The sequence below is a fragment of the Massilia sp. PAMC28688 genome (assembly GCF_019443445.1).
GTDB lineage: Bacteria > Pseudomonadota > Gammaproteobacteria > Burkholderiales > Burkholderiaceae_D > Telluria_A.
The window spans coordinates 2418104-2433613 of sequence record NZ_CP080378.1; the positions used below are offsets into that span (position 1 = coordinate 2418104).

The 15510-nt window shown below is 63.4% G+C and carries 18 protein-coding genes; 9 read left to right on the forward strand and 9 right to left on the reverse strand.

Annotated features, from left to right (window positions below):
* Nucleotides 1–173: 173 nt before the first annotated feature.
* The gene (trmB, locus tag KY495_RS10880; protein ID WP_219884206.1) at nucleotides 174–857 is read left to right on the forward strand and encodes a tRNA (guanosine(46)-N7)-methyltransferase TrmB; all 684 of its coding nucleotides are present in this window, start codon (nucleotides 174–176) and stop codon (nucleotides 855–857) included.
* A gap of 3 nt (nucleotides 858–860) precedes the next feature.
* Here the strand turns inward: trmB and recQ are convergent, their stop codons facing one another.
* The 3 genes from recQ to KY495_RS10895 form a co-directional block, all read right to left on the reverse strand.
* Entirely contained in the window at nucleotides 861–2681 is a 1821-nt protein-coding gene (gene recQ / locus KY495_RS10885) for a DNA helicase RecQ (protein ID WP_219883643.1), read from the reverse strand.
* Complete coding sequence (locus tag KY495_RS10890; RefSeq protein WP_219883644.1) at nucleotides 2681–3514, reverse strand: undecaprenyl-diphosphate phosphatase; 834 nt, start codon at nucleotides 3512–3514, stop codon at nucleotides 2681–2683. Before KY495_RS10890 ends, recQ begins: the two co-directional genes overlap by 1 nt.
* A gap of 285 nt (nucleotides 3515–3799) precedes the next feature.
* Nucleotides 3800–4057, reverse strand: coding sequence for a YkgJ family cysteine cluster protein (locus tag KY495_RS10895; protein WP_219884207.1), 258 nt, complete (start codon nucleotides 4055–4057; stop codon nucleotides 3800–3802).
* Between the two features lie 79 nt (nucleotides 4058–4136).
* Between KY495_RS10895 and KY495_RS10900 the strand changes: the two genes are divergently transcribed.
* Nucleotides 4137–4553, forward strand: a complete 417-nt coding sequence (locus KY495_RS10900; protein WP_219883645.1) for a hypothetical protein — start codon at nucleotides 4137–4139, stop codon at nucleotides 4551–4553.
* A 12-nt stretch (nucleotides 4554–4565) separates the two neighbouring features.
* Here the strand turns inward: KY495_RS10900 and KY495_RS10905 are convergent, their stop codons facing one another.
* The 5 genes from KY495_RS10905 to KY495_RS10925 are packed head-to-tail and all read right to left on the reverse strand — an operon-like array spanning nucleotide 4566 to nucleotide 8454.
* Complete coding sequence (locus KY495_RS10905) at nucleotides 4566–4997, reverse strand: nuclear transport factor 2 family protein (RefSeq protein WP_229518577.1); 432 nt, start codon at nucleotides 4995–4997, stop codon at nucleotides 4566–4568.
* A gap of 17 nt (nucleotides 4998–5014) precedes the next feature.
* A complete protein-coding gene (locus tag KY495_RS10910) occupies nucleotides 5015–6406 on the reverse strand; it encodes a multicopper oxidase family protein (RefSeq protein WP_219883646.1) in 1392 nt (463 codons plus the stop codon).
* A 13-nt stretch (nucleotides 6407–6419) separates the two neighbouring features.
* Entirely contained in the window at nucleotides 6420–7826 is a 1407-nt protein-coding gene (locus KY495_RS10915) for a TolC family protein (RefSeq protein ID WP_219883647.1), read from the reverse strand.
* Between the two features lie 8 nt (nucleotides 7827–7834).
* The gene (locus tag KY495_RS10920; RefSeq protein ID WP_219883648.1) at nucleotides 7835–8257 is read right to left on the reverse strand and encodes a hypothetical protein; all 423 of its coding nucleotides are present in this window, start codon (nucleotides 8255–8257) and stop codon (nucleotides 7835–7837) included.
* Entirely contained in the window at nucleotides 8254–8454 is a 201-nt protein-coding gene (locus KY495_RS10925) for a heavy-metal-associated domain-containing protein (protein ID WP_219883649.1), read from the reverse strand. Before KY495_RS10925 ends, KY495_RS10920 begins: the two co-directional genes overlap by 4 nt.
* Before the next feature lie 154 nt (nucleotides 8455–8608).
* Between KY495_RS10925 and KY495_RS10930 the strand changes: the two genes are divergently transcribed.
* The gene (locus KY495_RS10930; protein WP_219883650.1) at nucleotides 8609–10804 is read left to right on the forward strand and encodes a cation-translocating P-type ATPase; all 2196 of its coding nucleotides are present in this window, start codon (nucleotides 8609–8611) and stop codon (nucleotides 10802–10804) included.
* A complete protein-coding gene (cueR, locus tag KY495_RS10935; protein WP_219883651.1) occupies nucleotides 10804–11238 on the forward strand; it encodes a Cu(I)-responsive transcriptional regulator in 435 nt (144 codons plus the stop codon). Before KY495_RS10930 ends, cueR begins: the two co-directional genes overlap by 1 nt.
* Before the next feature lie 10 nt (nucleotides 11239–11248).
* Here the strand turns inward: cueR and KY495_RS10940 are convergent, their stop codons facing one another.
* The gene (locus tag KY495_RS10940) at nucleotides 11249–11602 is read right to left on the reverse strand and encodes a hypothetical protein (RefSeq protein ID WP_219883652.1); all 354 of its coding nucleotides are present in this window, start codon (nucleotides 11600–11602) and stop codon (nucleotides 11249–11251) included.
* 111 nt (nucleotides 11603–11713) lie between these two features.
* On the opposite strand from KY495_RS10940, the gene KY495_RS10945 reads away from it, so the two are divergent.
* The 5 genes from KY495_RS10945 to KY495_RS10965 all read left to right on the forward strand — a co-directional run bounded on the left by KY495_RS10945 (nucleotide 11714) and on the right by KY495_RS10965 (nucleotide 15475).
* Complete coding sequence (locus tag KY495_RS10945) at nucleotides 11714–12169, forward strand: GNAT family N-acetyltransferase (protein WP_307728277.1); 456 nt, start codon at nucleotides 11714–11716, stop codon at nucleotides 12167–12169.
* A gap of 121 nt (nucleotides 12170–12290) precedes the next feature.
* The gene (locus tag KY495_RS10950) at nucleotides 12291–12947 is read left to right on the forward strand and encodes a TetR/AcrR family transcriptional regulator (protein WP_219883653.1); all 657 of its coding nucleotides are present in this window, start codon (nucleotides 12291–12293) and stop codon (nucleotides 12945–12947) included.
* Nucleotides 12948–13110: 163 nt separating this feature from the next.
* Nucleotides 13111–13764 (forward strand): protein-L-isoaspartate O-methyltransferase, encoded by a 654-nt coding sequence (locus tag KY495_RS10955; protein ID WP_219883654.1) that lies wholly within the window; start codon nucleotides 13111–13113, stop codon nucleotides 13762–13764.
* Nucleotides 13765–13766: 2 nt separating this feature from the next.
* Complete coding sequence (locus KY495_RS10960) at nucleotides 13767–14090, forward strand: rhodanese-like domain-containing protein (RefSeq protein ID WP_219883655.1); 324 nt, start codon at nucleotides 13767–13769, stop codon at nucleotides 14088–14090.
* A gap of 35 nt (nucleotides 14091–14125) precedes the next feature.
* Nucleotides 14126–15475, forward strand: a complete 1350-nt coding sequence (locus KY495_RS10965) for a TolC family outer membrane protein (protein WP_219883656.1) — start codon at nucleotides 14126–14128, stop codon at nucleotides 15473–15475.
* The last annotated feature ends 35 nt before the right edge of the window (nucleotides 15476–15510 follow it).

Sequence of the window (15510 nt, forward strand, 5' to 3'; positions counted from 1 at the left end):
ATGGGGGCGTGCGCAGCGGCATGCGCAGCGGCGTGCGCAGCGGCGTGCGCAGCGGCATGCGCAGCGGCCCGGCAGCGGTGGGCCGGGCGTGACGACGAGGGCGGTGGGATATAATGTCGTCCCACCGTTTTAATGTGTTCACTTCCATGTCAGCCGATACGCCCAACCGCCCCATGTTGTATGACCCGACCGAGCACCGGATTCGCAGTTTCGTCACGCGCGCCGGCCGCCTGTCGATCGCCCAGGCGCGTGCGCTGGAAGAACTGGGGCCGAAATTCCTGATCGAGTATGCCAAGGCGCCGCTCGACTACGAACAGGCATTTGGCCGCAAAGCGCCGGTGATCCTGGAAATTGGTTTTGGCATGGGCGACACCACCTCGCACATCGCCAAGGGCATGCCGGAGAAGGATTTCATCGGCGTGGAAGTGCACACGCCCGGCGTGGGCAGCCTGCTCAAGCAGATCGGGGAACAGGGCCTGACAAATCTGCGCCTGATCCAGCACGACGCGGTGGAAGTGCTCAACCAGATGATCCCGGATGCCTCGCTGGCCGGCGTCCACGTGTTTTTTCCGGATCCCTGGCACAAGGCGCGCCACAACAAGCGCCGCCTGCTGCAAACGCCGTTTGTCCAGCTGCTGGCACAGAAGCTGGCGCCTGGCGGCTACCTGCACTGCGCCACCGACTGGGAAGACTACGCCGTGCAGATGCTCGACGTGCTGGGCAGCGAGCCACTGCTGCAGAACACGGCCGAAGGCTATGCGCCGCAGCCGGCGTACCGTCCCCTGACCAAGTTTGAAAACCGCGGCCTGAAACTTGGCCATGGCGTGTGGGACCTGGTGTTCACAAAACGCGGATAAGCGTCAGGTCATTTCCACGATGATGGCGACAATCTCGTCGCCGTACGAGAGCAGCTTCTTTTCGCCCACGCCCGATACGCCGCGCAGTTCGGCCAGGCTGGTTGGCTTGGCCTTGGCGATCTCGCGCAGGGTGGCGTCGACAAAAATCACGTAGGCCGGCACGTTGTGCGCGCGTGCCGTCTCCACCCGCCACCAGCGCAGCTTCTCGAAAATCTCCTGCTCCGACTTCGACAGGTCCATCTCGATATGCGGCCGCGAGGGCGACGCCGCACGCTTTTGCTTGACCGGTTTCTGGTACTGGCGCAGCTGCACCTTCTGTCCGCCCTTGAGCACCGGCCGCGCGGCGTCGGTAAGTTTGAGGGAGCTGTACATTTCGTGGTCCACCGTCACCAGGCCGAGCGCGATGATCTGGCGCAGAATCGCGCGCCACTCCGCTTCCGCGCGGTCGCTGCCAATGCCAAAGACCGAGAGCGAATCATGGTGCCACTGCTTGATACGGTCTGTTTCCTGCCCGCGCAGCACGTCGATGACGTGGCCGGCGGCGAAGCGCTGGTCCACCCGGTAAATGGCAGACAACAGCTTTTGCACCGGCACCGTACCATCAAAGGAAATGGGTGGAATCAGGCAGGTGTCGCAATTGCCGCAAGGCGTTGACTGTTCGCCGAAATACTCCAGCAGGCGCACGCGCCGGCAGCTGAGCGTCTCGCACAGGCCGAGCATGGCGTCGAGCTTCTGGCCGAGCACGCGCTTGAAGGTTTCGTCAGCTTCGGATTCCTCGATCATGCGCCGCTGGACCACCACGTCGGCCAGGCCGTACAGCATCCACGCATTGGCCGGCATGCCGTCGCGACCGGCGCGGCCAGTCTCCTGGTAATAGCCTTCGATGCTCTTGGGCAGATCGAGGTGGCACACGAAGCGCACATCCGGCTTGTCGATGCCCATGCCAAAGGCGATGGTCGCCACCATGACCAGGTTCTCTTCGCGCAGGAAGCGGGCCTGGTGGTCGCTGCGCCTGGCGTAGTCCATGCCCGCGTGGTAGGGCAGGGCGCGCACGCCGTTCTCGTTCAAAAATTCTGCAGTCTCTTCCACCTTCTTGCGTGACTGGCAGTACACAATGCCGGCATCGCTCCCATGTTCGAGGGTGATGAAGTCGAGCAGCTGCTTGCGCGCGTTCGCTTTTTCGATGATCTGGTAGCGGATGTTGGGCCGGTCGAACGAGGACACGAACTGGCGTGCGTCGTCCAGCTGCAGGCGCATGGCGATTTCGGCGCGCGTCTGCTGGTCGGCGGTGGCCGTGAGGGCGATGCGCGGCACATCCGGGTAGCGCTCGTGCAGCACTGACAGCCGAATGTACTCGGGCCGGAAATCATGGCCCCACTGCGACACGCAATGCGCTTCGTCGATGGCGAACAGGGCGATGCGCGAGGCGTCGAACAGTTCCAGGCAGCGCTGGGTGAGCAGGCGCTCGGGCGCCACGTACACCAGGTCAATCTCGCCGGTGCGCACCAGGCGCTCGATGCGCAGCGTTTCTTCAAAAGTCTGGGTGGAATTGAGAAAGGCGGCGCGCACGCCCACTTCGGCCAGGGCATCCACCTGGTCTTGCATCAGAGCGATGAGGGGCGAGACCACCACGCCCACGCCATCGCGCAGCAGGGCCGGAATCTGGTAGCACAGGGATTTGCCGCCGCCGGTGGGCATGAGCACCAGCGCGTCGCCCCCGCTGGCCACATGCTCCACGATGTCGGCTTGCTGACCGCGAAAGGCTGGATAACCGAATACGGTTTCCAGCACATGAAGCGCGCGCACGCCGAGGCCGGGGTCCATTATTCGACCCAAACAACCCAGCCGTAATGTGAACTGGCGATGACCAGGATACCGAATGCGATGCGGTACCAGGCAAATACCGTGAAGTCATGGCTGCTGATATAGCGCAGCAGCCAGCGCACGCACAGGAAGGCTGACACGAATGCGGCGAACGAGCCGATACCAAACAGTGGCAGGTCGGCGCTGGTCAGCATGTCGCGGTTCTTGATCAGTTCATAGGCGGTCGCGATCATGAGGGTCGGGATCGCGAGGAAGAACGAGAATTCCGTGGCGGCCTTGCGCGTGAGGCCGAACATCATGGAGCCGATGATGGTGGCGCCCGAGCGGCTGGTGCCGGGAATGAGTGCAACGGCTTGTGCAAGGCCTACCTTGAGTGCGTCGAGCGGGGTCATGTCGTCGATTTCGCCGACGCGCACCGCCACGGGATTGCCGCGCTGGCGTGCTTCCACCCACAAGATGATCAAGCCGCCGATGATAAAAGAGAGCGCTACCGGCACGGGATGGAACAGGGCCTGCTTGATGAACTTACCGAAGATAAGGCCCAGTACGGCCAGCGGCGTAAAGGCAATCATCAGGTTGAGCACGAATTTCTGCTGCTTGCGTTCCGTGAATATGCCGCTGAAAACGGCGCGGATGCGCACATTGAACTCCCAGCACACCGCCAGGATCGCGCCGGACTGGATCACAATCTTGAAGATGTTGGACTTCTCGTCGGTAAAATTGAGCAGGCTGCCGGCCAGAATCAGGTGGCCGGTCGAGGAAATCGGCAGGAACTCCGTAAAGCCTTCAACGAGGCCCATGACGATGGCTTTTAACGCGAGATAGATATCCATGAAGCTGTTTTTGATGTTTTTAAGAGAGTAAGGCGTACTGCCGGGATGCTGCGGGGTGCAAGCTTACCACGAGCGAGGAGGGGAAACCCATGCGATCGGCCAATCGCGTGCTCTGGCGCCCGTGTGTGGCCCGCAATTTGCGCGCTTTTGCAGGAGCACCACGGAAGGGCGGCGGTCGGCCGGGCCGCACCGTTCGCGGCGTGCACTGCCAGACCCCGCAACCTGGCCCCCGATGTCAGGACGGCAACTTTCAAGTGAAAACTGCCTGGTCTTGAGCTGTCTGACCTAAGCCGGTGCGGTTGCGCGCTCCAGGTCGCTCAGCCAGCGCATGGCATGCAGCCGGTCGCTGCCGCACATGTCAGCGCTCGGTTGCAGGCCGCCGCAAAATGCTGGCCGTTCGGGCTTGCCAAATATCAGGCAGCGGTGATCGTCAGCGAGCTGAACGCAACGCACGCCCGCAGGCTTACCGTCTGGCATGCCGGGAATGGGGCTGGTAATGGAGGGGGCGGTGCAGCATGCACCGCAATTGTCGCGGCAGTTCATGGTTGCCAGTATACTCTGCGATCCTGGCACTGCCCAATTTCCGGGCGCCGCCAATTTTTCAGCGATGTCACCCACCACCATGACGGTCAAATATCTGCAACTTTCTTCCGGCGATGCGCTGCCCGGGATCGATCACCTGTCGCCGTTCATGGCCATTGTGCTGGTGGAGGAAGATGTCGAAGAAATGTGGCAGTGGGAACTGTGCCGCTGGCTCGCCGCGTCCGGTGCGCGCTTTGTGCTCACCTGGGGACGGGACGCGGCCGGCTGGAGCGAGGCGGTCGATGAAGCCGCCAGCGAGCTGCACGACTATGAGGACGTGGCCGATGAACTGTGCGTCATGACCACCGCCCACGAAGATGAAGATATGGAAGAAGTGTTCTGGTACGCCAGGCGCCGCGCCGTCCATCGTGCCCTGCAGCTGACAACCACCATGATCATCGACGTCACAAACGACAGCCGTGAGGACGAAGTGCGCGCCCTCTATCAGCAAAGCTGACGCTCATACGACTCAGTGCCCCTTGCGCGACGACCAGTGGACGTGCGTGATGATCCAGCCGTCGCCCTGTTTCTCCAGCACGGCCGTCTCCACGCCCATTGACTTGACCGGCTTGCCCTTCCAGGTGCCGCTGGTTTCCGTCTCGTCGAACACCAGCGCCATGTTCCCGCTCACTCGTTCGCTGCGCTTGAGCACCTTGCGTGTCATCTCGCGGCCAAACGCGATGTCGCTGCCAAGGTGACCCTTTGCGTATTCATCGCGCGACCGCTCGACGTGGCCCGATTCATAAATGACCACTTCCGGACTGAGCATGGCGAGCGCCTTGTCACGCTCGCCGGCGGTGATGGCCGCGTGAAAGGCGGTCACGGTCTCGGAGGGTGTCGCTGCCGCTGCGTGCAGGCTTGCCATGAGCAGCACGACGCTGCCGGCGATATGTTTGATCATGCTTGTTCCTTGTGTAGTCAATGGCCGTGGTGCGCGCCGGGTTTGGTCACCTTGAGGACCTTTTCGCCGGGCTTGGCAGCACTGGCGGCCTTGTCGGGCGCCGCTACGGCAGGCGGCAGGGCCTGGGCATCCTTTAACTCGTACGCCACCGTGCCCGGCGGATGCTGGTACCAGCCCGGGTCCTTGTAGTCACCCCGCGCCAGGCCTTTGCGCACCTTCATGGTGGTAAACATGCCCCCCATGCCAATGGCGCCGAATGGCCCTTTGCCCGTCATCATGGGCAGCGTGTTCTCCGGCAGCGGCATGTGCATTTCGCCCATGTCGGCCATGCCCTTGTCGCCCATGATCATATAGTCCGGCACCAGCTTGTTGATCTTGCCAAGCACCTCGCGCTGGTCCACGCCGATCATGGTGGGCACGTCATGGCCCATGGCGTTCATGGTGTGATGTGACTTGTGGCAGTGGAAGGCCCAGTCGCCCGGTTCGTCGGCAATGAATTCGACGGCGCGCATCTGGCCAACGGCGATGTCGGTGGTGACCTCCGGCCAGCGTGACTGCGGCGGAGTCCAGCCGCCATCGGTACCGGTGACGGTGAATTCGTGCCCGTGCATGTGGATCGGGTGGTTGGTCATGGTCAGGTTGCCCACGCGGATACGCACGCGGTCATTAAGACGCATCACCATGGGGTCGATGCCGGGAAAGGCGCGGCTGTTGAAGGTCCACAGGTTGAAGTCGGTCATGGTGTTGACCTTGGGCGTATAGCTGCCCGGATCAATGTCGTACGACGCCAGCAGGATGCAGAAATCACGGTCCACCGGCATGAAGCGGCGGTCCTTGGGATGGGTGATCCAGAAACCCATCATTCCCATTGCCATCTGCGTCATTTCGTCGGCATGCGGGTGGTACATGAAGGTGCCCGGGCGGCGCGCCACGAACTCATACACGAACGTTTTGCCCGGCATGATGGGCGGCTGGGTGATGCCGCTCACGCCATCCATGCCGTTTGGCAGGCGCTGGCCGTGCCAGTGCACGCTGGTATGCTCGGGTAGCTTGTTGGTGACAAAGATGCGTACCCGGTCGCCTTCCACCACTTCAATCGTCGGCCCCGGCGACTGGCCGTTGTAGCCCCACAGGTTGGCCTTCATGCCAGGGGCGATCTCGCGCACCACCGGCTCGGCCACCAGGTGGAATTCCTTGACATTGTCCTTCATGCGCCACGGGAGCGTCCAGCCATTGAGGGTGACCACCGGGTTGTATGGACGGCCATTGGGTGGCGTCAAAGGCCCCTGGGTGCTGGCCTGGTCCATCTGCGCCGCCTCCGGCAGCGAGGCGGCGCCCACGCGGCTGACGACTGCACCCGTCACCGCCGCCACGCCGGCACTGGTGAAAAAACTTCTGCGTGAAACCATGATGCTGTCCTTGTTAATGTTGGGCCGGGGCGCTGGCCGCCGCAGGCGCGCCGCCGCGGGCCGAAGACGTGGCCTGCACACCGGTGCTGCCCGTCATGGCTGCATGCAGGGCTGAATCGGCCATCCAGAAGTCGCGCTGCGCTTCGATGGCAGCGTTGACGCTGGCAACCTGCTCGCGGGCGTCGGCCAGCAGCTCGAATACGCTGATCAGCATGCCGTTATAGCGCAGCAGCTGCTCGTCGGAGATGCGCTTTTTGAGCGGCACGATTTCATCGCGATAGTGGCGCGCGATGTCGTAGGCCGTCAGGTAGCCGGTGTACGACTCGCGCACCTGCGAGCGTGCATCGAGGGCGATGGCGGCGGCGCGGTGGGCTGCCTGCATATAGCTCGCTTCGGCCCGCGCCACGCGCGCGCTGCCCCAGTCGAAAATGGGGATCTGCAGTTCCACTTCATAGCCACGTACCCGTTCACCTTCTTCGTTGGTGTTGTACAGGTAGCTCAGGTCGAGCAAATTGATAAAGCGTGTGGCGCGCGTCAGGCCCAGCGATGCGGCCAGGCCTTCCAGCTCCTTGCTGGCCATGAGGATGTCGATGCGGTTGGTCATCGCTGCCGCTTCGGCGGCTTCAATCCGGCGCGCTGCCGGCGGCAGGTCGGGCAGCCGTTCCGGCAAGGTGAAGCTGGCCTGCGTGCCGGCTACTCCCATGAGGCGCGCCAGCTTTTCCCGTTCCGCCAGGCGCGCCTGGCGTGCCCGCGCCAGCTGGGCGACGGTGTCGGCGTAAAAGGCTTGCTCGCGGGCGTGCTGCAGTTTGCTCCAGTTGCCCGCTTCGGCCATGCGGCGCGCCAGTTCGGCGCTCGCTTCGGCAGCCGTCTTGACCTGTTCCAGATACTGTGCGGTTTGCGCTGCCGCCACCGCGCCATACCAGGCGCGCCGCGTTTCATCGGCAATGCGCAGGGCGTCGCCGGCTGCGCGCATCTGGGCCTGGGCAAAACGGCGCCGTTCGAGCTTGCGTGTGATGGGCATGGTGAGCAGTCCAATCACGGGCACCATCAACTGGCGTTCTACCTCGCCGCCGTGGTGGTTCTTGACGCGGCCAAAGCTGAAGACAGGATTGGCCAGCCGGCCCGCCTGCACCAGGTCTGCTTCCGCGATGCCCAGTTCCGCATACGACGCCTTGAGGCTGTAGTTGTTCAGCATGGCGATGTCGACCGCGCCCGCGACGGTGAGCGGTTGCTGCAGGAGGGCGGCGATATGCGTGTCTGTGGCGCCGGCCGCTACGTCTGGCATGGGCTGGGTGCTGCGCGCGTTGACCAGTTCGCGCACTGCGTCCTGGCCGCCGTCATTGCTGAATGATGCGCAGCCTGACAGCAGCAGGGCTGCGGCGATGGTCAGGAGCCGGAATGGTGTTGCGACGGTTTGCATACGCATTATCAGTGTTGGTGGCCGGCGTGAGGATCGGTCGCCGGCTTGGTGTGCTTGCTCATGTCGTGGCCGGCGTGCGGATCTGCCTTTGGCTGCGCCGGCTTCATTGGCATGTTGTGGCCCGCGTGAGGGTCGGCCGCGGGCGCCTTGTTGCCCATGTCGTCGCCGGCGTGCGCATCGACCTTTGGCGTCGTGTGCTTGCTCATGTCATGACCGGCGTGCGGATCGTCCGCTGACGCGGCGTGCTGTCCCATGTCATGACCGGCATGCGCATGGTTCACCTGTGCTATCGCCGCGTTGGTCGCCTTCCAGTCAGCCACGGAAGGTTCGACGTAAGCCCGGTAGCCGGCAAAGGCGGACTCATAGCTTTGCCCTGCGGCCCATGGCGACGCCACCATGCATGCCAGCAGGGCCAGACCCAGCCGCCTCATGCCGCCACCGTGGCCGGGTAGCCTGCCTGCTCCAGGGCCTGGAGCACAGCCGGGGTACTTTCAGCGGTGTCGATCTGCACTTTGTGATGATGCATGTCGTAGCCAATGAGCGCCTGGGGATCAAGCGCCTTGAGCGCCTTGGTGATGACACCGGTGCAATGGCTGCAGCTCATGTCGGGGACATTCAAGATGATCATGCCAGTATTCCTCGCCAAATGTGGGTGCAGTGGATATTCTGGACTTTGCCACAATGGGAAGGTCAAGGGGGCGCAAATCGTGCGCGCCGCCCTTGACCTTACAATGATGGGAAGGTCGAAGATGGGATTTTAACGCTTGTCAGAGGAGCCCGAGATGAATTCTACACAGCTGGCACTATCCGACATCCCGCCCGAAACGTCGCTGCAGGTGGGCGGGATGAGCTGCGCCTCGTGCGCCGGCAGGGTGGAAAAGGCGCTGCGCGCTGTTCCCGGCGTGGCCGACGCCACCGTCAACCTGGCAACCGAACGCGCCACCGTCTTGTCACAGGGGCGGGCACTCGACCCCGGCGCCCTGATTGCGGCCGTGGAAAAAGCGGGCTACACCGCCCATGCCCAGCACGAAGCAGCGCCCGCCAGGGGCGGCATCCCGGAAGCATGGCAAATTGCCATTGCCGCGCTGCTGACCTTGCCACTCATTGTCCCGATGATCGCGGATGCCCTGGGATTTCACGTCATGCTGCCCGCCTACGTCCAGTTCCTGCTGGCCGCACCCGTCCAGTTCTGGATCGGTGCCCGCTTTTACAGCGGGGCCTGGAAGGCCCTGCGTGCCCGTACCGGCAATATGGACTTGCTGGTGGCGCTTGGCACATCGGCCGCTTTCGGCCTGAGCCTGTACCAATGGCTGGGGCTGGGCATCAGCCACCTGTATTTCGAGGCAGGCGCCGTGGTGATCACGCTGGTTCGCCTCGGCAAGTGGCTGGAAGCACGGGCCAAGCGGCAAACGACGGAAGCGATTCGCGCCTTGCAAGCATTGCGGCCAGACACGGCGCGCGTGCGGCGCGACGGCCAGGAGCGCATGGTGCCGATTGCCTTCCTGCGCGTGGGCGACGAGGTGGTGGTCCGCCCCGGCGAACGGGTGCCCATGGATGGCACCGTGCTCGAAGGGCACAGTCACGCCGACGAATCCATGCTGACCGGCGAGAGCATGCCTGTTGCCAAGGAACCGGGCGGCACGGTGGTGGGCGGCTCGGTCAATGCCGAAGGCTTGCTGGTGGTCCGCGCCAGCGCCATTGGTGCGGAAACCGTGCTGGCGCGCATTATTCGTTCGGTGGAAGATGCGCAGGCCGCCAAGGCCCCCATCCAGCGCCTGGTGGACAAGGTCAGCGCCGTGTTCGTGCCCGTGATCGTGCTGATTGCACTGGCGACGTTTGGCGCCTGGTGGCTGGTCAGCGGTACCTGGGAGGGCGCGCTCATCAACGCCGTGGCGGTGCTCGTGATTGCCTGCCCGTGCGCGCTGGGGCTGGCTACCCCGACCGCCATCATGGCCGGCACCGGCGTTGCCGCGCGCCAAGGCATTCTGATCAAGGATGCCGAAGCGCTGGAACTGCTCCATGGCGTGCAGGTCGTTGCCTTTGACAAGACCGGCACCCTGACCGAGGGCAAGCCCAGGCTCACGGCCTGCGAGGCGGCAGACGGCGACGACGGCGCCCTGCTGGCGCTGGCAGCGGCCGTGCAGCAGGGCAGCGAGCATCCGCTGGCGCGGGCGGTGGAAGCGGCAGCGCGCGAGGCGGGCACGCACGTCGCCAAGGCAGAGGCAACCACGGCAGTGAGCGGGCAGGGCGTGACCGCCACCGTGAACGGGCTGAAACTTGCCCTTGGCAACACGCGCATGATGGCCCAGCACGGCATTGATCTGGGCGCCATGCAAGCCCGGGCACGCGCGCACGAGCAGGCCGGCCGCACGGTGTCGTGGCTGGCGCAGGTGGGCACGGCGCCGCGCCTGGTCGGCATGCTGGCCTTTGGCGATACCGTCAAGGGCGACAGTGCCGAAGCGGTGCGGCGCCTGCGCCAGGCCGGCGTGCGTACCGTCATGCTCACCGGTGACAACGAAGGCAGCGCGCGTCACATTGCCGGGCAAACCGGCATCGACGAGGTGCACGCCCAGCTGATGCCGGACGATAAGGCGCGCATTCTGGGCGAACTGCGCGCCAGTGGCCAGCGGGTGGCGATGGTGGGCGACGGCATCAATGATGCGCCGGCACTGGCCGCGGCCGACATCGGCATTGCCATGGGCGGCGGCACCGACGTGGCCATGCACACGGCGGGCGTGACGCTGATGCGGGGCGACCCGCGCCTGCTGTCGGATGCGATCGACATCTCGCGCCGCACCTACAGCAAGATCCGCCAGAACCTGTTCTGGGCCTTCATCTTCAATATCATTGGCGTGCCGCTGGCGGCCCTGGGGATGCTCAGCCCCATGATTGCAGGGGCGGCAATGGCATTTTCGAGTGTAACGGTGGTGTCCAACGCGCTGTTGCTCAAGCGCTGGTCGGGACAGGGAGGGACGTGATGACGGCGGCAATGGAAATGGGCGCGGCACGCCAGCAGGGCATGCAGAACATCGGTGAAACGGCCAAGGCGTCCGGGGTGTCGGCCAAGATGATCCGGCATTACGAGGCCATCGGCTTGATTGAACCGGCGGTGCGCACCGATGCCGGCTACCGGGTCTATCGCCAGCGCGATGTCGATGTGCTGCGCTTTATCCACCGCAGCCGCGAGCTGGGGTTTTCGCTCGAGCAGATCAAGACGCTGCTGGCCCTGTGGCGCGACAAGCAGCGTGCCAGCAAGGACGTGCGCGCGATGGCGCGCGTGCATATCGAGGAGCTGGATCGCAAGATCGCAGACATGCAGGCCATGAAGCGCACGCTCGAAACCCTGGCCACGCGCTGCCATGGCGACGAGCGGCCGGAGTGCCCGATTCTGGATGACCTGTCGCTCGGTTAAAGCCGGGCGCTCAGGCCGCGTCCGGGTCCATGATGTTCTCGGCCACAAAGACTTCCACGAACTGCATGGGAGTGAGCACGGCGCCCTGGTCTGCTGCCCGGGCCTGGTTTTCGGCCCACAGGTCGCGGATGGCGCCCCGCACCTGCGGCGTGTAGTCCAGCTGGGCCATGACGATGTCTTCCCAGCTGCCTTGCGCAGAAAATGCTTCGCGCAAGGCGGGGGTGGCGTTGTCGAGCTTTGCTTCCATGTCCGGGTCGAGCTTGTCGATTGCCTTGAGGATGAAGGAATCGACCCAGACCAGGAAGGGCTTGCCGGCGTAGCGGTTGAAACCGTCCGGCGGTTCCGCTGTATTATTGGTCGTCATGCTGTCTCCGTGTCGCGCGTTCTTTTGGCCGAATTATGGCATGCCGTGCCCGGCGCGAGGCGCCGCCGATGGCCGCCGCGCGTGGCGCCGGCACTAAGATGTTCCCAACCATTGAAGAAAGCCAAGCTGATGAATTTTGCGTGGAGCGACACAAGTGAGGGCGTCTCGTGGGAGGAGCTGTGCGAACTGTACCGGCTCGCCCCGCTGGGCGACAAGAGCCCGGCCGATCTGGAAACCGTGTTCGGTAACAGCAGGTTCAAGCAATTTGTGTTCGATGATGGCAAGCTGATCGCCGCCGGTCGGGCCCTCTCGGACGGCCTCGACTGCTCGTATATTGCCGATGTCGCTGTACTGCCGGGCTACCAGGGCCGGGGCATTGGCGGCGAACTCGTGCGCAGACTGGTGCAGCTGTCGCGCGGCCATAACAAGATCATCCTGTACGCCGTGCCGGGCGCCGAAGTCTTTTACACGACGCTCGGCTTTCAGCCCATGGCCACCGCGATGGGGATCTTCAAGCACGAAGCGCAGGCTTTCGAGCGCGGTTACCTGATTCGCAGGAACCAGTAAGGGGCCTGCTGTCGCGGGGCCTTCGCCGCCGGGCCGCATGGGGCCGTTTCCGAACCAGCCTTGACGCCTCCCCCTCCCCGGTCTATATTACTGACTCGCAAGTAAGTAACCGGATTCCGCAATGCAATGCCCGTTTGAAACCAAGCCGCGCTGGGAGCGGCGCAAGGATGCGCGCCCTCAGGAATTGCTGGCAGCCGCGCTCGAGCTGTTTGTCGAACGGGGTTTTGCCGCCACCCGGCTGGAAGATGTGGCCAGGCGCGCCGGCGTGTCCAAGGGGACGCTGTACCTCTACTTCACCAACAAGGAAGAGCTGTTCAAGGCGGTGGTGCGCGAAAATATCGTCCCGGCGCTGGGCGAAGCCGAAGGCATCATTTCCAGTTTCGAAGGCCATTCGGCTGACATGCTGCGCTGCATTATCCTGGGATGGTGGGAGCGCATTGGCGCCACCCAGGCTTCCGGCATCGTCAAGCTCGTCATGGCCGAGGCAGGCAATTTTCCCGAACTGGCCAGCTTCTATCACGAAGAAGTCATCACGCGCAGCAGTGACATGATGTCCGCCATGTTCCGGCGCGGCGTGGAGCGGGGCGAGTTTCGCCCGGTCAACGTCGATGTCATGACCCAGGTATTGATTGCGCCCATGCTCATGCTGATCACCTGGAAGCATTCCGTCGGCCCCTGCAACCAGGGCAACCTGCAGCCGATGGCGTTTATCGAATCCTTTCTCGACATGGCGCTGCACGGCTTGCTGCCCACGGATGCGAATCAGGGTGCGGCCTGATCTTGCCAAAACACTCAGGTCAGCGTTTCGGGAGTTTCATCCCCTCCAAACTGCAGACTGTCGCAATTTCCCGCGTTCTCAGTCCCTATCTCGTTAAGATGTGTGAACTGAGGCCGTTCAACGATAAAATATCGGATTATCATTTTTCCATCGAGTACAAAAGATGAATATCGAACAAGCCCGCTTTAACATGATTGAACAGCAGATCCGGCCGTGGAACGTGCTGGACCAGGACGTGCTCGATTCGCTGGTCGTCGTCAAGCGCGAGGATTTTGTGCCCGATGCGTACAAGGCGCTGGCATTTGTCGACACCGAAATCCCGCTGCCGGGCGGCGAGGCGATGCTGACGCCCAAGATCGAAGCGCGCCTGCTGCAGGAAGTACAGCTGAAAAAACATGAAAACGTGCTGGAGATCGGCACCGGTTCCGGCTACATGGCCGCGCTGCTGGCGCACAAGGCGCGCCACGTGACGACCGTGGAAATCGCCCCTGAACTGAAAGCACTGGCCGAGGCGAACCTGGCGCGCGCCGGGGTGACCAACGTGACGGTGGAGCTGGGCGATGGCGCCCAGGGCTGGAGCAAGGGCGCCCCCTACGACGTAATTGTCATTTCGGGCGCGCTCGAAGAGCTGCCGGAAACATTCCTCAAGCAGGTAAAGGTAGGCGGCCGTATTGCCGCCATCATCGGCCGGGCCCCGGTCATGTCGGCCCAGATTACCACCCGCGTGTCGGAGACGGCATATGACACGGTCAAGGTATTCGAGACCAATGTGCAGCAGCTGAAGGCGGCCGTGACAGCGTCGCGCTTCACCTTCTGACCATGCAGCACCTGACCGCGCCCGAGCTGGCGGCCTGGCTGGCCGACCCCGCCCGTCCCAAGCCGCTGCTGCTGGACGTGCGTGAACCTTGGGAATTTGACACCTGCCGTATTGAGGGCGCAACGCTCATTCCCATGAGTACCATTCCTGCCCGCATTGAGGAACTGGATGAGGAAGCCGAAATCGTCTGCATCTGCCACCATGGTGCGCGCAGCATGCAGGTGGCCGCTTTCCTGGAACGCAATGGTTTTGGCAAGACTTTGAATTTGACCGGCGGTGTACACGCCTGGGCGTTGCAGGTCGATCCTTCGATGCCGAAGTACTGATCGTTTAACTTTTGATGACTCCAATGGAGATGGTAATGCAGAAACCCCTTATCGCCGTGCTGATCGCTGGCGCATTCCTTTCGCAGGGAGCCTACGCGGCCGACCTGCTGCAGGTCTACCAGCAAGCCCTGGCCAATGATGCCGTCTACGCCAGTGCCCGCGCGGCGCTCGCAGCGGGCCGCGAAAAGACCACGCAAGGGCGTGCTGCATTGCTGCCAACCATCGGCCTGGACGGCAGCGTCGTGCGCAACGACAGTGAGTCCACCCCGTGGAACGTGGGCACCATCTCTCCAGGTGGCAGCATCATCAGCCGCGGCAATACGGAATACAGCAGTAATACCCACACGCTTACCTTGCAGCAGCCCCTGTTTCGCTGGGCGAACTGGCAAACCTATCAGCTCAGCAAGCTGCAGCAGGCCCAGGCAGAAGCGCAGTTTGCCCAGGCCCAGCAAGATCTGATCACGCGCGTGTCGCAGGCCTACTTTGATGTACTGGCCGCCCAGGACACGCTGGAACTGAACCGCGCCCAGAAATCGGCCACCACCGAGCAGCTTGCCTCTGCCAAGCGCAATTTTGAAGTGGGCACCCAGACCATTACCGACACTCACGAAGCGCAGGCCGCTTATGACCTGGTCGTGGCGCAGGAGTTTGCTGCCATTAACGACCTGGAAAACCGCAAGAGCGCGCTGCAAGCCATCATCGGTACCGAGCCGGGGGTACTGGCTCCGCTCAAGCCAGGTGTGGTCCTTGCCACGCCAGAGCCTGCCGTCATCGATCCATGGGTAAGCTCGGCCCAGACCCAGAATTACGGCGTGGTCAGCGCCCAGCTGGCATATGAAGCGTCCAAACGTGAAATCCAGCGCCAGCGCGCCGGCCACTACCCGACGCTGGACCTGGTGGCGAACGCCCGCCGCACCAGTAACAGCGGACAGATCAATAACCTGTCGGGCAATAGCCTGAACAAGGCCATTGGGGTGCAGTACAGCGTGCCCCTTTTCAGCGGCTTTGCCGTCACCAGCCGCGTGCGCGAAGCCATCGCACTGGAAGAAAAATCGCGCAATGACCTGGAAACCACGCGCCGCAACGCCGCCCAAGTGGCACGCCAGGCTTTCCTCGGCGTCAATAGCGGTCTGGCCCAGGTGCGGGCCCTGCAGGCAGCGGAAGTCTCCAGCACCTCGGCGCTGGACTCCAACAAGCTCGGTTATCAGGTGGGCGTGCGGATCAATATCGACGTGCTCAATGCCCAGCGCCAGCTGTACCTGACCCGCCGCGACCTGTCGCGCGCCCGGTACGACACCATCATGAACGGCCTGCGCCTGCAGGCAGCGGCCGGCTCCCTGCAGGAATCGGACCTGTTGCCGGTGAACGCGCTGCTTGCAAAATAAGCGCACAGCACGCCCGAAAAAAACGCCCACGTGGC

Excerpts from the sequence above, each read along its gene's own strand:
- KY495_RS10910 (WP_219883646.1), bottom strand. The coding sequence starts at position 6,406 with ATGGTTTCACGCAGAAGTTTTTTCACCAGTGCCGGCGTGGCGGCGGTG.
- KY495_RS10940 (WP_219883652.1), bottom strand. The coding sequence starts at position 11,602 with ATGACGACCAATAATACAGCGGAACCGCCGGACGGTTTCAACCGCTAC.
- KY495_RS10905 (WP_229518577.1), bottom strand. The coding sequence starts at position 4,997 with ATGATCAAACATATCGCCGGCAGCGTCGTGCTGCTCATGGCAAGCCTG.
- recQ (WP_219883643.1), bottom strand. The coding sequence starts at position 2,681 with ATGGACCCCGGCCTCGGCGTGCGCGCGCTTCATGTGCTGGAAACCGTA.
- KY495_RS10920 (WP_219883648.1), bottom strand. The coding sequence starts at position 8,257 with ATGAGGCGGCTGGGTCTGGCCCTGCTGGCATGCATGGTGGCGTCGCCA.
- KY495_RS10950 (WP_219883653.1), top strand. The coding sequence starts at position 12,291 with ATGCAATGCCCGTTTGAAACCAAGCCGCGCTGGGAGCGGCGCAAGGAT.
- KY495_RS10930 (WP_219883650.1), top strand. The coding sequence starts at position 8,609 with ATGAATTCTACACAGCTGGCACTATCCGACATCCCGCCCGAAACGTCG.
- KY495_RS10955 (WP_219883654.1), top strand. The coding sequence starts at position 13,111 with ATGAATATCGAACAAGCCCGCTTTAACATGATTGAACAGCAGATCCGG.
- KY495_RS10915 (WP_219883647.1), bottom strand. The coding sequence starts at position 7,826 with ATGCAAACCGTCGCAACACCATTCCGGCTCCTGACCATCGCCGCAGCC.
- KY495_RS10890 (WP_219883644.1), bottom strand. The coding sequence starts at position 3,514 with ATGGATATCTATCTCGCGTTAAAAGCCATCGTCATGGGCCTCGTTGAA.
- KY495_RS10895 (WP_219884207.1), bottom strand. The coding sequence starts at position 4,057 with ATGAACTGCCGCGACAATTGCGGTGCATGCTGCACCGCCCCCTCCATT.
- cueR (WP_219883651.1), top strand. The coding sequence starts at position 10,804 with ATGACGGCGGCAATGGAAATGGGCGCGGCACGCCAGCAGGGCATGCAG.
- KY495_RS10900 (WP_219883645.1), top strand. The coding sequence starts at position 4,137 with ATGACGGTCAAATATCTGCAACTTTCTTCCGGCGATGCGCTGCCCGGG.
- trmB (WP_219884206.1), top strand. The coding sequence starts at position 174 with ATGTTGTATGACCCGACCGAGCACCGGATTCGCAGTTTCGTCACGCGC.
- KY495_RS10965 (WP_219883656.1), top strand. The coding sequence starts at position 14,126 with ATGCAGAAACCCCTTATCGCCGTGCTGATCGCTGGCGCATTCCTTTCG.
- KY495_RS10925 (WP_219883649.1), bottom strand. The coding sequence starts at position 8,454 with ATGATCATCTTGAATGTCCCCGACATGAGCTGCAGCCATTGCACCGGT.
- KY495_RS10960 (WP_219883655.1), top strand. The coding sequence starts at position 13,767 with ATGCAGCACCTGACCGCGCCCGAGCTGGCGGCCTGGCTGGCCGACCCC.